The following is a 12,795-nucleotide window of genomic DNA, read 5'->3' as shown; positions in this document are numbered from 1 at the left end:
GGGTGGTCGTATGGAAACGCAGCAGGTCGTCATCGCCGGAGGCGGTCCCGTCGGGCTCTGGCTCGCCGCGGAACTGCGGCTCAACGACGTCTCCGTCACCGTGTTGGAACAGCGCACCGAGGTCGACCAGCGGTCCAAGGCGCTCACCGTGCATCCGCGCAGCGTGGAGGTGCTGGCCTGCCGCGGACTGCACGAGCGGTTCCTCGACGAGTCGCTGAGGATCTCCACCGGCCATTTCGCGAACCTCGCCGACCGGCTCGACTTCTCCGTCCTGGATACGCCGTACCCGTACACCCTCTTCATCCCCCAGGCCCGCACCGAGGAGCTGTTCGAGGAGCATGCTCGCGCGCTCGGGGCGACGATCCGGCGCGGGCACCGGGTGACGGGATTCACCGAGCAGGCGGATGCGGTGACGGTCCGGGCGGAGGGACCGGAGGGGCCGTACGAGATCCGTGCGGAGTACCTCGCGGGCTGTGACGGCACCAGGAGCACCGTGCGCGAGGCCGCCGGGATCGGCTTCCCCGGCACTCCGTCGAGGTACCTCGGCTGGCTGGGCGATGTCGCGTTCGACAACCCGCCGCCGCCCGGGTTCAACCGCTTCACCGAGCACGGCGGTCTGATGGTCGTGCCGCTGCCCGGCGACCGGTGGCGCATCGCGGGCACCGACCCGTCGAGCGCGACCACCGAGTGGCCCGGCGACTTCACGATGGAGGAGCTGCGGCAGAAGACGATCCGCATCGCGGGCGACGACTTCGGGATGCGCGACCCGTCCTGGCTCTCCCGATTCGGCAACGCCACCCGGCTGGCCACCCACTACCGGCTCGGCCGTGTCGTCCTCGCGGGCGACGCCGCCCACCAGCACTACCCCACCGGCGGGGTCGGCATGAACGTCGGTGTCCAGGACGCGTTCAACCTCGGATGGAAGCTGGCCGCCACCATCAACGGGTGGGCCTCGGACGGCCTGCTGGACACCTATCACACCGACCGGCATCCGATCGGTGAGCAGCTGATGGAGCACAGCCGCGCCCAGACCTATCTGTTCCACGGCTTCACACCCGAAGGGCTCGCACTGCGCTCCCTGCTCAGCCGGATGATCCCGCGGTCGAAGGAGTTCAGCGATGTACTGGCCGGGCGCCTCACCGCGCTCGACGTCGCCTATCCCGCCGCCGATCCGGACGCGCACCCCCTGACCGGTGCCCGCGCGCCCGCCCTCGCCTTCGCCGCCGCGGACACCGACCTGTTCGCGCTGTTGCGGGCGGACGGGTATCTGCTGCTCGACCTCACGGCGCGGGGCGTACTCGACGACCGCGGTGGGGACCGGATCACCGTGCGGGGCGGGGCGCTCGACCAGGTCCCGGACGGCTGGGAGGACGTGCGCGCCGCTCTGATCCGGCCGGACGGGCATATCGCCTGGGCCGGAGCGGAAGAGGACGACGCAGAGCTGGCAGCGCTGGTGGACGATGCCCTCGCCACCGCCCTGGGCCGCCGCTAGCAGTCTCGGCGGACGCCGTCCGGCCCCCGCCCGTCAGGGCAGGTGCGGGTGGGGCGTCCCGGGCGCGTCACGGTCGTCGCACACCAGCAGGAGCACGGCGGCCCGTTCCGTGCCCAGGGAGCCGACCTTGTGCGGTGCGGTCGCCTTGAAGTAGGCGGAGTCTCCCGGCCCGAGCGTGACGGACTTCGCGGGAAAGTACAGCTCGATTTCGCCTTCGTGGACGAAGAGGAACTCCTCGCCGGGATGGTCCCGGAAGGGCAGCGGGTCGGCGTCGTGCGGCGGGTACAGCATGAAGGGTGTCATCCGCTTGGTGCCGGCCCGGAGCGCGATGCCCTCGTAGCGTGAGCCGGGCTCCTCGCCGGAGGTGAGCGGCTGCCGGTCACCGGCCCGGGTGACGGTGACGTCGGAGACTTCTTCGGCATCGGTGAAGAGGGTGTCCAGCGGGACGTCCAGGGCCCTGGCGAGTGAGGCGCCGACAGCGATCGACGGGACGCTGTGCCCGCGTTCGACTTTGGAGAGATAGCTCTTGGTGACACCGGCGCGCTCGGCGAGCACATCCAGGGTCATCAGCCGCTCCTTGCGCAGCTGCCGCACCCGATTGATCACTGGTTCCTTCCCTTCAGACGTCCGGAGCGCCGGAATCCGGCCGACCGGACACCCAGTATGTGCCCGGCGGCGAGTGCCGCCGTCCGGCCACCCTTCCCGCATGACACAAGGTGTCCTATAGTCAACATTGTTTCCTCGGATGTCGCCACCGGCGGCATCCGACCGGCGCGCCGGAATGCGCCGACACCTCTGATCGGAGCGGAGCATGGCAGAGACACTGCACGAGAAGAAGGGCGTTCTCATCGACCGCGCCAAGCGGCAGATGGACGACCACCTCGGATCCTCAGATCTGACCACCCGGCAGAAGCTGGCCCTGACCTGCCGTATCGCCTACGACGGCGGACACGACTCCGGGCTCGCCGGACAGATCAGCGCCCGCGGGAAGGAGCCCGGCACCTACTACACCCAGCGTCTGGGCCTCGGCTTCGACGAGATCACCGAGGACAACCTGCTGCTGGTGGACGAGGACCTCAACGTCCTCGAAGGCGAGGGCATGGCCAACCCCGCGAACCGGTTCCACTCCTGGATCTACCGGGCGCGCGAGGACGTCAACTGCATCGTCCATACCCACCCCCTGCACACGGCCGCGCTCTCGATGCTCGAAGTGCCGCTGGTGATCTCCCAGATGGACACCACACCGCTGTACGACGACTGCGCCTTCCTCAAGGAGTGGCCCGGCATACCGGTCGGCAACGAGGAGGGCGAGATCATTTCCGCGGCCCTCGGCGACAAGCGCGCCATCCTGCTCGCCCACCACGGGCAGCTCGTGACCGGCGCCACCGTCGAGGAGGCGTGCAATCTGGCCGTACTCATCGAACGCGCCGCGCGTCTGCAGCTGCTGGCCATGGCGGCGGGAACGGTCAAGCCGCTGCCTCATGAACTCGCCCGCGAGGCCCACGACTGGACGTCCACCGACCGCCGCAGCCGGGCGAACTTCGCCTACTACGCGCGCAAGGCCCTGCGCCATCACCCCGACTGCCTCACGAACGCTGCGGAGATCCGATGACGACACCGCCCCTGAAGGGCATCATCGCCTACCCCGTCACCCCCTTCGACCCGGCCACCGGGGAGCTCGACCTGCCGGCGCTGCGGCGGCTGACCGATGAACTGGTGGACGCCGGAAGCCATGCCGTCGCCCCGCTCGGCAGTACCGGGGAGAGCGCCTACCTCCGGGACCCGGAGTGGGACGCCGTCTGCGAGACGACCCTGCAGACCGTCGCCGGACGGGTGCCCACCCTGGTCGGCGTATCGCACTGGAGCACCGAGGGCACGGTCCGCCGGGCCAGGGCGGCCGCCCGCCACGGAGCCACCGCGATCATGGTGCTCCCGCAGGTGTACTGGAAACTGACCGATGCCGAACTGGAACGGCACTTCGCCACGGTCGCCGACGCGGCCGACCTCCCGGTCATGCTCTACAACAACCCGGGCACCAGCGGAGTCGACCTCACACCCGAGACGGTGACCGCCCTCGCCCGCAGCATCCCGAACCTCACCATGGTCAAGGAGAGTTCCGGCGACGCCACTCGCTTCCGCGCCGTCCTCGACCTCTCCGAGGGAGCGCTCTCCGTCTACAACGGCAGCAACCCTCTCGCGCTGGAGGCCTTCCGCTCCGGCGCGGCAGGCTGGTGCACCGCGGCGCCCTGCCTCGTACCCCGGGCGTGTCTCGACCTGTACGACGCGGCCCTGCACGGCGAGGACGGACGGGCCGACGCCCTCCTCGCGGAACTGCTGCCCTTTCTGAGGTTCATCGTCGGCCACGGACTCCCGCGCACCGTCAAGGCCGGGCTGGAGCTCCTCGGCCGGAGCGCCGGACACCCGAGGACGCCGCTGCTGCCCCTGCCGGAGCAGGAGACCGAACGGCTCCGGGAGCTGCTGGAGCAACTCGGCTCCTACCCGGGGCCGAAGGCAGTGGTCCCGGCACCGCCCACCGGCTGAAGCCGACCGGGCCCGCCGGGGCCCGCAGCCCCGCACGGGTGAGGGACGAAGCACCTCGTGCGGGGCGACCCGGCGCCGGTCAGCTGTCGAAGTCCACGGTCAGGGCGTCCGACACCGGATACGTCTGGCAGGTGAGCACATAGCCGGCGTCCACCTCGGTGGATTCGAGGGCGTAGTTGCGGCGCATATCGGCCGTACCGTCGGTGACCAGCGCACGGCACGTACCGCAGACACCGCCCTTGCAGGCGAAGGGCAGATCGGGGCGGGTCCGCTGGGCACCGTCGAGAAGGCTCCGCCCCCGGGGAAGCTCCGCGGTGGTGGAGCGGCCGTCGAGCCTGACGGTGACCCGGCTGACGGGGCCGTCGGCGGCCGTCTCCTCGTGCCGCGTCTCGCGGACGGGCTCGTCGTCCGCGTGGAAGAGCTCCCGGTGGACGCGTGCGCCGGGGACACCGAGGCCGGTCAGGACCCGCTGCGCGTCACGGACCATGCCGTGCGGTCCGCACAGCCACCAGTGGTCGGCGGTGCCCGGGTCCACCAGGGACGCGGTGAGCGCCGACAGCCGATCGGCGTCGAGGCGTCCCGAGAGCACCTCGGCCTCGCGGGGTTCACGGGAGAGCACATGGGCGAGATGGAAGCGGCTCGGGTACAGATCCTTCAGATCGGCCAGCTCCTCGGTGAACATCACCGTGGTGCTGCGCCGGTTGCCGTAGAAGAGGGTGACGGCCGAGCGGGAGTCCGCGGCCAGCACCGACTCGGCGATGGAGAGCATGGGCGTGATGCCGGAACCCGCCGCGATCAGCACATGGTGGCCGGGGGCGGTGAGATCGGGTGCGAAGGTGCCGGTGGGCGCCATCACCTCGACGGTGTCACCCGGGCGGACCTCCCGCACAAGCCAGGAGGAGAACAGCCCGCCGGGCACGATCCGCACGCCGATGCGCGGCGCGGAGCCGGCGGGTGAGCAGATGGAGTACGAACGGCGCTCGTCCCGGCCGTCGATCTCCCGCCGCACCGTGAGGGCCTGGCCGGGGCGGAAGGCGAACTCCCCGGCCAGCTCGTCCGGGACGTCGAAGCCGACCGCCGCCGCGTCCTCGCACAGCGGCTGCACGGTCGCGACGCGCAGCGGGTGGAAGACCGGTCGCGGTCGGGTACGCGGGCGGGGCTCCGCGACGGTCGCGGCCGGGTTCGGCAGGTCTTCCATCAGATCTCCTTGACGTACTCGAACGGCTCCCGGCAGGCACGGCACCGCCACAGCGCCTTGCAGGCGGTCGAGCCGAAGCGGGAGGTCTCCTCGGTGTCCGCCGATGCGCACCGGGGGCAGCGCACGGCGGGCCGGGTGGGCATCAGCACCAGGGACACCGGGCCGGCGGGCCGGCGGGGCGCGGCACCGGGCGGGGCGATGCCGTGCCCGGCGAGCTTGCGGCGGCCCGCCGGGGTGATCCAGTCGCTGGTCCAGGGCGGGGAGAGGAGGGTGCGGATCTCGACGCGTTCGTAGCCCGCTTCGCGGAGCCGGGACGCCACGTCGGCGCGCATCTCGGCGATGGCCGGACAGCCCGAGTAGGTCGGGGTCAGGCTCGCGATCACCGTGCCGTCCGGGGCCACCTCCACCTCGCGCAGCACGCCGAGGTCGGCGAGGGTGAGCATGGGCAGCTCCGGGTCGGGCACCTGCCCGGCGATCCGCCGGGCGTGCCCTGCGCCCGGGCGGGCGCTCACCATGTCGCGTCCGGATCGGCGCGGGCCACGCTCTGCAACTCGGCCAGCAGCGGGGCGAGATACGCCGTGCGGAGGCCGTCCCGGCCGGAGCCCGGCAGCGGCCGGACGGCCGGGAGTGGCAGGTCGGCCTCTTCGGTGACCTGCCGCAGCACGGCGAGGACCTCGTCCCGTGCGTCGTACGCCGCGAAGAGCTCGTCCAGATACGGGAGGGTCTCCGTCAGCGCGGCGGCCGTCCGGCGGCGCGACTCCTCGGTGCCGTCGCCCAGCCGTACCGTCCACTCGGCCGCGTACTGGCGGTGGTACGTCAGCTCCTGCACGCCCTTGGCCGCGATCGCCGCCAGCACCGGATCGGGGTGCGAGGCGAGCGCCTGCAGCTGTGCGAGCCGCCAGGCGGAGAGCACCAGCAGCCGTACGACGGAGAAGGCGAAGTCCCCGCAGGGGAGTTCGGCGAGCCGGACGTTCCGGAAGTCCTCCGCGTCCCGGAAGTAGGCGTAGGCGTCCTCGCCGCGTCCGCTTCCGTCGGCCCGGCCGGCGCGCGCGTAGAGCAGCCGGGCCTGGCCGATCAGGTCGAGGCCGATATTGGCCAGGGCCACCTCCTCCTCCAGCTCGGGTGCGCGGGTGGTCCATTCGGCCAGCCGCTGGGCACTGATCAGGGCGTCGTCGCCGAGGGCGGTGCAGAGCGCGGCCAGCCGTCCGGTGTCGACCCCGTCCGGCACGGCGGTGTCCACTCCGTGCAGGGGATCCTCGAAGCCGGTGCCGTAGGCCCAGCGGGTGTCGTCCTCGTGCCCCTCGGCGAGGGCGAGGTGTATGGGGTCGTTGCTCATGCCCTGGTCCTCGTCAGATATGGGGGACGTCGTCGGGGATGTCGTAGAAGGTGGGGTGGCGGTAGACCTTGTCGGCGCTGGGGGCGAAGAACGGGTCCTTCTCGTCGCGGGTGGAGGCGGCGATGTGCTCCGACCGCACCACCCAGAGGGAGACGCCCTCGTTGCGCCGGGTGTAGACGTCGCGGGCGTGGGTGAGGGCCATCTCGTCGTCCGCGGCGTGCAGCGAACCCACATGGACGTGGTTCAGTCCGCGCTTGCCGCGTACGAACACCTCGTAGAGCGGCCAGCCGCCCGGGGTGGTGGTGCTCATGCCGCCGCTCCCTTCCCGGCGCGGGCCGCCCGCCCGGCCGCGTGCGCGGTGGCCGCCTCCCGTACCCAGGCGCCCTCCTCGTGGGCGGCTCTGCGCCGTGCGATCCGTTCGGTGTTGCAGGGGCCGTCGCCGGCGATGACCCGCTGGAGTTCGGACCAGTCGGGGGTGCCGAAGTCGTGGTGCCCCCGCTCCTCGTTCCAGCGCAGCTCGGGGTCGGGCAGGGTCACACCGAGCTTCTCCGCCTGCGGGACGGTCATATCGACGAACCGCTGCCGCAGCTCGTCGTTGCTGTGGCGTTTGATCTTCCAGGCCATCGAGGCGGCCGAGTTGGGCGAGTCCCCGTCGGGCGGGCCGAACATCATCAGCGAAGGCCACCACCAGCGGTCCACGGCGCTCTGCACCGTCGCCCGCTGGGCCTCGGTGCCGCGCATCATCGTCATCAGCAGTTCGTAGCCCTGGCGCTGGTGGAACGACTCCTCCTTGCAGATCCGCACCATCGCGCGGGCGTACGGCCCGTAGGAACTGCGGCACAGGGGGACCTGGTTGCAGATGGCCGCGCCGTCCACGAACCAGCCGATCACCCCGACGTCGGCGAAGGTGGGGGTGGGGTAGTTGAAGATGGAGGAGTACTTCTGACGGCCCTCGACGAGCCGCAGGGTGAGGTCCTCGCGGTCGGCGCCGAGCGTCGCGGCCGCCGAGTAGAGGTACAGCCCGTGTCCGGCCTCGTCCTGGACCTTCGCGAAGAGGATCGCCTTGCGGCGGAGCGACGGCGCGCGGGTGATCCAATCGCCCTCGGGCTGCATGCCGATGATCTCCGAATGGGCGTGCTGGGCGATCTGCCGGACGAGGGTCCTGCGGTAGCCGTCCGGCATCCAGTCGCGCGGCTCGATGCGCTGGTCGCGGGCGATCGTCGCGTCGAAGTGCTCCTGGAGCGGCGCGTGCGCCGGGTGTGCCGTGGTCATCTGTCCCGTTCCTGCCGGTCGTTCGGCCCGGCCGCTGCCGGTTTCGGACTCCGGGGCGGTGTCCCCGGGTCGGCGGCGAGGTGTTCCGGTGTTCACGGCCATGGGTAGAACCCCTGTCCGCTCTTGCGGCCCAGCTCGCCGCGGGCGACCTTGTCGCGCAGCAGCCGCGGCGGGGCGAAGCGTTCGCCCAGGGTCGTGTGGAGATGCTCGGCGATGGCCAGGCGGACGTCGAGCCCGACGAGATCGGTCAGCCGCAGCGGGCCCATCGGATGCTTGTACCCGAGCTGCATGGCCGCGTCGATGGCCTCCGGTTCGGCGACGCCCTCCTCGACCATGCGGATCGCCTCCAGACCCAGCGCCAGCCCGAGGCGGCTGCTGGCGAATCCCGGCGAGTCCCGGACGACGACGTCCTGCTTGCCGAGTGCGTGCGTCCACTCCGTCGCCGCGCGCACGGTCCCGGGCAGGGTCTCCGGCGCCACCACGATCTCGACCAGTTCGGAGGCCGGGACCGGATTGAAGAAGTGCATACCGATGAACCGGCCGGGGCGGACGAGGGCCGCCGCCAGCTCGGTGACGGACAGTGAGCTGGTGTTGGTGGCCAGGACGGTGTCCACGCCGACGGCGCCCTCCGCCGCTGCCAGCAGCCGCGCCTTCAGCGCCGCGTCCTCGGGGACCGCCTCCACGACCAGATCCGCCGCCGACGGCAGTGCGGCGACCGACTCCAGCATGGTGATACGGCCGAGGATCCGGTCGACCGGCTCGGTGAGGCGGCCGCGTTCGGCGGCCCGCTGCAGCCCCGCCGCGATGCGGTCCCGGGCGGCAGCGGCGGCCTGCGCACTCCCCTCGGCGACGGCGACCGCCGACCCGGCGGCGGCGAACGACTGCGCGATACCGGCGCCCATCCGACCGCCCCCGATCACGCCGACGAGCGCGGGCACGGCCGGCCCGGCTCCGGCCCCGTCTGTGAGCACCGTCTCCGGCCCCTGGTCCTGCGTACTCATACCCGGTCCTCCCGTTCCGCCGACTTCTCCAGGAAGCGGGTCATCCGCTCCCTCTTGTCCGCTCCCTCGAACAGCACCGCCTGCGCCAGATCGTCGACGGCCGGATGGCCGCCGGGGGAATCCACCACCAGCTTGGTCAGCCGCAGGGCCGTGGCCGAGGAGCGGGCCATCCGGTCCAGCACTCCGTGCGCCCGCTCGGTCAGTTCGGCGGCGGGCACGATCTCCGTCACCAGTCCGCACGCCAGGGCGGCGGGCGCGTCCAGACGCCGTCCGGCGAGCAGCATCTGCTTGGCCACGGATTCGCCGACCAGCCGGGGCAGCAGGCGGCAGGCCCCGGCCGCGGCGAGGATGCCGAGCCCGGGTTCGGGATTGCCGAACACGGCGTCCGGACCCGCGATCCGTACATCACAGGCGTACGCCAGCTCCGCGCCGCCGCCGAGCGCCCAGCCGTCCACGGCCGCGACGGTCGGCATCGGCAGTCGGCGCACCCGTTCGAAGAGACGGCTGTTGATGCCCTGGAGGGCTTCGTCCCGGCCGCGGTCCAGCAGTTCCGCGATATCGGCGCCGCCCGCGAAGACCCCGCCGTAGCCGGTGAGCAGCAGCAGTTTCGGGGTCCGCTCCAGCAGTTCGCAGACCTGGTGCAGTTCACGGATCATCCGGGCGCTGATGGCGTTACGGGCCCGGGGCCGGTTCAGGACGACCACCACCCGGTCCGTGCGCTCCTCCACGAGAAGGGTTTCGTACGCCGGTGTCCGTGTCCCCGGGGCCTCCACCGTGCCGCTCACACCCGCTCCACCAGCATCGCGACACCCTGGCCTACTCCCACGCAGAGGGTGGCGAGCCCGCGCCGTCCGCCCTCGCGTTCCAGCCGTCCGACGAGGGTGAGCAGAATGCGGGCGCCGGACGAGCCGAGCGGATGGCCGAGCGCGATGGCGCCGCCGTCGGCGTTGACCTTCTCCTCGTCGAGCTCCAGTCGCCGGATCACGGCCAGGGCCTGCGCGGCGAACGCCTCGTTCAGTTCGACCGCGTCGAGATCCCCGGGCGCCAGCCCGGCACGGGCGAGGGCCTTCTCGGTGGCGGGCACCGGTCCCAGCCCCATCAGCTGCGGCGGGACCCCGGCGGATGCGGAGGTGACGATCCGGGCCCGGGGGACGAGTCCGAACCGGCGTACGGCCGCGCCGCTCGCGACGACCAGGGCGGAGGCGCCGTCGGAGAGGGGGGAGGCGTTCCCCGCCGTGACGATCCCGTTCGCCCGGAAGATGGTCCGCAGCCCGGCGAGCCGTTCCGGTGTGGTGTCGGGACGCGGGCCCTCGTCGCGGACCACCTCGCCGTCCCGTACCGGCACCGGCACGATCTCCCGGTCGAAGCGCCCGGCTTCCCGGGCGGCGACCGCCCGCCGGTGGCTGCGGAGGGCGAAGGCGTCGGATTCGGCGCGGGTGATGCCGTCCAGCGCCGCGACCTCCTCGGCGGTCTCACCCATCGACAGGGTGACCTTCACCGTGTCCGGGCCCGCGTCCGCCGGAACGGCGTCATCGGCGGCGGTGAACCGCGGATTGGTGAACCGCCAGCCCAGCGAGGTGTCATGGACCTCGCCCGGTTTGGCCCACGGCGTGCCGGGTTTGGCCATCACCCAGGGGGCGCGGGTCATCGACTCCACGCCGCCCGCCACCACGACCGACGCCTCGCCCGAGCGGATCGCCTGGGCGGCCGACGCAACGGCCGTCAGACCGGAGGCGCAGAGCCGGTTGACGGTGTACCCGGGGACCGTGTGCGGGAGCCCGGCCAGCAGCACCGCCATCCGGGCCACGTCCCGGTTGTCCTCGCCGGCCTGGTTGGCCGCGCCGAGGATCACCTCGTCGACCGCCTCCGGTGCGATACCGGCGCGCCGTACCGCCTCGCCGACCACCAGCGCCGCCAGATCATCGGGACGTACGGACGCCAGCGCGCCGCCGTAGCGGCCCTGGGGGGTTCGGGCACCGTCGATCAGGAAGACCTCGTCAGACATCGGCGGACTCCTCGGCGGGAAGGGGCCGCCGCGACTGCAGCACGGTGAAGCGGCCGGTGACGAAAGCGGGGTCGGACAGGGTGGCGCTGGCCGCCGGATTGGCGGGGCTGCCGTGGAAATCGCTGAAGGCGGCGGACTGGTTGACGTAGACCTGTCCGGTGAGGTTCTCCGAGAGGTGCACTCCGGCGTCCAGGGCCGCCCGTTCGGCGGCGGCCAGTACCTCGTCGGACGTGGAGTGGACCGCGGCGGTCAGCGCGCCGTGTTCGCCCACCGTCTCGCGCAGGATCTGCAGGCTGTGCCCGGTGGACCGGGTGCCGATGACGAAGGAGACGGGGCCGAACCACTCACGGCTGTACGTCTCCCGGTCGGTCTCCGCCTCCAGCCGTACCACCAGCGGGGTACGCACGACGGCGGCCGGATGGTCGGGGTGGACCACCGGTGCGGACGCGTGCACCGTCACGCCCAGTCCGGCGGCCTCGTCGAGCCGTTGGCGCACTCCTTCGTCCGCGAGGGCACCCAGGGTGCCGACGGCGCGGGCGGGGTCAGCGAGCAGCCGGTCCAGCGCCGTGCCGAGATCGGCGGCGAACTCGTCGGCGGACCTCGTGCCCAGGTCGGTGGCGATCCCCTCCCGGGGGATCAGGATGTTCTGCGGAGTGGTGCACATCTGCCCGCTGTAGAGGGAGAGCGAGAAGGCGAGATTTCCGAGCAGGCCCCGGTAGTCGTCGGTGGAGTCCAGGACGACCGTGTTGAGTCCCGCCTTCTCGGTGTACACGACGGCCTGGCGGGCATGGGTCTCCAGCCAGTCGCCGAAGGCGGTCGAGCCGGTGAAGTCGATGATCCGTACCTCAGGACGGAGGGCGTAGTCGGCGGCCGTGCGGTCTTCGGGCCCTTCGGCGGCGAGCAGTACCAGGTTCGGGTCGAATCCGGCCTCGGCCAGCACCTCGCGGGCCGTCCGTACCGTGAGCGCCAGCGGCAGCACGGCCCCCGCATGCGGTTTGACGATCACCGGATTTCCGGCCACCAGGCCGGCGAACAGTCCCGGGTAGCCGTTCCAGGTCGGGAAGGTGCGGCAGGCGACGACGAGAGCGACCCCGCGGCCGACCGGCGTGTACTTCTTCTCCATTTCCAGCGGCCCGCCCTTGCGCTGCGGTTTGCTCCAGCGTGCCGTGGCGGGCTGGCGCTTCTGCTCCGCCCAGGCGTAGGCCACCGCCTCCAGGCCACGGTCCTGCGCATGCGGGCCGCCCGCCTGGAAGGCCATCACGAACGCCTGCCCGGTGGTGTGCTGCACGGCGTGGGCGATCTCGAAACTCGCGGCGTTCAGCCGGGCCAGGATCTCGGCGGCGACACCGGCCCGGACGTCGGGGCCCGCCTCCCGCCAGGATCCGGTCGCCGCCTTCGCCGCGGCCAGCGCCTCGTCGGGGGTGATCCGCGGATAGGTGATGCCGAGCGGGAAGCCGTACGGGGAGATCTCGCCCGCCGCCACGACGCCGCGGCCCGGATGGCCCGGCAGCTCGAACCGGTGGTCGCGCCGGGCGGCGAAGGCGGCTTCCCCCTGCTCCGCCGCGTCCTCGCCGTACACGGATCTGCTCGGCGCCTCGGGATAGGGCGACCAGTGCCCGCGGGCCGCGGTCGCGGCGACCGCCTGCTCCAGCAGCGCCCGGTGACGCGCGAAGAAGTCCGGTCGGTCAGGGGGATTCATGGGCATGTGTTCCGCCTCTTGACAGGTAACGGTGCGGCTGGATTACTGGGCGTGCCGCACGCTAACCGAATGTTCGGTCGGGAGACAAGGCGGTAGGGGAAGTGACACAGAACACTGGTGCGACGACACGCGGAGGGACGCTGTCCGGGGTCAGGATTCCCCTGGGTGCAGCGTCCCGTGGGCTGCCGGGGCGCGGCCAGGAGACGCGCCTGTCCGCAGTCGAGGACGACCGCTTCCCCGTGGACAAGGGA

The 12,795-nt window shown here is 72.1% G+C and carries 13 protein-coding genes; 3 read left to right on the top strand and 10 right to left on the bottom strand.

The features are described from left to right. The first annotated feature begins 10 nt into the window (after nucleotides 1–10). Nucleotides 11–1,492: an FAD-dependent monooxygenase gene (locus B7R87_RS30675; RefSeq protein ID WP_006345115.1), complete on the top strand. Its 1,482-nt coding sequence runs from the start codon at nucleotides 11–13 to the stop codon at nucleotides 1,490–1,492. Between the two features lie 33 nt (nucleotides 1,493–1,525). On the opposite strand, the gene B7R87_RS30670 is transcribed toward B7R87_RS30675, so the two are convergent. After that, on the bottom strand, nucleotides 1,526–2,098 hold the full coding sequence (locus tag B7R87_RS30670; protein ID WP_006345116.1) for a helix-turn-helix domain-containing protein: 573 nt from the start codon (nucleotides 2,096–2,098) through the stop codon (nucleotides 1,526–1,528). Nucleotides 2,099–2,303: 205 nt separating this feature from the next. On the opposite strand from B7R87_RS30670, the gene B7R87_RS30665 reads away from it, so the two are divergent. Together B7R87_RS30665 and B7R87_RS30660 are read left to right on the top strand one after the other, a co-directional pair. Further along, entirely contained in the window at nucleotides 2,304–3,104 is an 801-nt protein-coding gene (locus B7R87_RS30665) for an aldolase (RefSeq protein WP_006345117.1), read from the top strand. Continuing rightward, nucleotides 3,101–4,033, top strand: a complete 933-nt coding sequence (locus B7R87_RS30660; RefSeq protein ID WP_006345118.1) for a dihydrodipicolinate synthase family protein — start codon at nucleotides 3,101–3,103, stop codon at nucleotides 4,031–4,033. Before B7R87_RS30665 ends, B7R87_RS30660 begins: the two co-directional genes overlap by 4 nt. Before the next feature lie 79 nt (nucleotides 4,034–4,112). Here B7R87_RS30660 and paaE read toward each other — a convergent pair whose 3' ends face one another. From paaE to paaN, 9 genes are all read right to left on the bottom strand, one after another. Continuing rightward, the gene (paaE, locus tag B7R87_RS30655; protein ID WP_006345119.1) at nucleotides 4,113–5,231 is read right to left on the bottom strand and encodes a 1,2-phenylacetyl-CoA epoxidase subunit PaaE; all 1,119 of its coding nucleotides are present in this window, start codon (nucleotides 5,229–5,231) and stop codon (nucleotides 4,113–4,115) included. Continuing rightward, nucleotides 5,231–5,746: a 1,2-phenylacetyl-CoA epoxidase subunit PaaD gene (paaD, locus tag B7R87_RS30650; RefSeq protein WP_006345120.1), complete on the bottom strand. Its 516-nt coding sequence runs from the start codon at nucleotides 5,744–5,746 to the stop codon at nucleotides 5,231–5,233. Before paaD ends, paaE begins: the two co-directional genes overlap by 1 nt. Continuing rightward, nucleotides 5,740–6,567 (bottom strand): 1,2-phenylacetyl-CoA epoxidase subunit PaaC, encoded by an 828-nt coding sequence (paaC, locus tag B7R87_RS30645; protein ID WP_006345121.1) that lies wholly within the window; start codon nucleotides 6,565–6,567, stop codon nucleotides 5,740–5,742. The genes paaD and paaC overlap by 7 nt, the downstream gene beginning before the upstream one ends. Nucleotides 6,568–6,580: 13 nt before the next feature. Beyond that, nucleotides 6,581–6,877, bottom strand: a complete 297-nt coding sequence (gene paaB, locus B7R87_RS30640; protein WP_006345122.1) for a 1,2-phenylacetyl-CoA epoxidase subunit PaaB — start codon at nucleotides 6,875–6,877, stop codon at nucleotides 6,581–6,583. Further along, nucleotides 6,874–7,839 (bottom strand): 1,2-phenylacetyl-CoA epoxidase subunit PaaA, encoded by a 966-nt coding sequence (gene paaA, locus B7R87_RS30635; protein WP_006345123.1) that lies wholly within the window; start codon nucleotides 7,837–7,839, stop codon nucleotides 6,874–6,876. The genes paaB and paaA overlap by 4 nt, the downstream gene beginning before the upstream one ends. 92 nt (nucleotides 7,840–7,931) lie before the next feature. Then, nucleotides 7,932–8,840 (bottom strand): 3-hydroxyacyl-CoA dehydrogenase family protein, encoded by a 909-nt coding sequence (locus B7R87_RS30630; protein ID WP_130584785.1) that lies wholly within the window; start codon nucleotides 8,838–8,840, stop codon nucleotides 7,932–7,934. Beyond that, the gene (locus tag B7R87_RS30625; RefSeq protein WP_233168968.1) at nucleotides 8,837–9,625 is read right to left on the bottom strand and encodes an enoyl-CoA hydratase/isomerase family protein; all 789 of its coding nucleotides are present in this window, start codon (nucleotides 9,623–9,625) and stop codon (nucleotides 8,837–8,839) included. The genes B7R87_RS30630 and B7R87_RS30625 overlap by 4 nt, the downstream gene beginning before the upstream one ends. Then, entirely contained in the window at nucleotides 9,622–10,845 is a 1,224-nt protein-coding gene (locus B7R87_RS30620) for a thiolase family protein (RefSeq protein ID WP_006345127.1), read from the bottom strand. Before B7R87_RS30620 ends, B7R87_RS30625 begins: the two co-directional genes overlap by 4 nt. Continuing rightward, on the bottom strand, nucleotides 10,838–12,544 hold the full coding sequence (paaN, locus tag B7R87_RS30615) for a phenylacetic acid degradation protein PaaN (protein WP_006345128.1): 1,707 nt from the start codon (nucleotides 12,542–12,544) through the stop codon (nucleotides 10,838–10,840). Before paaN ends, B7R87_RS30620 begins: the two co-directional genes overlap by 8 nt. Nucleotides 12,545–12,795 lie beyond the last annotated feature (251 nt).

Source organism: Streptomyces tsukubensis (genome assembly GCF_003932715.1).
GTDB lineage: Bacteria > Actinomycetota > Actinomycetes > Streptomycetales > Streptomycetaceae > Streptomyces > Streptomyces tsukubensis.
Note: the sequence above shows the minus strand (reverse complement) of the source record. Positions and strands in the feature narration are given on the sequence as shown.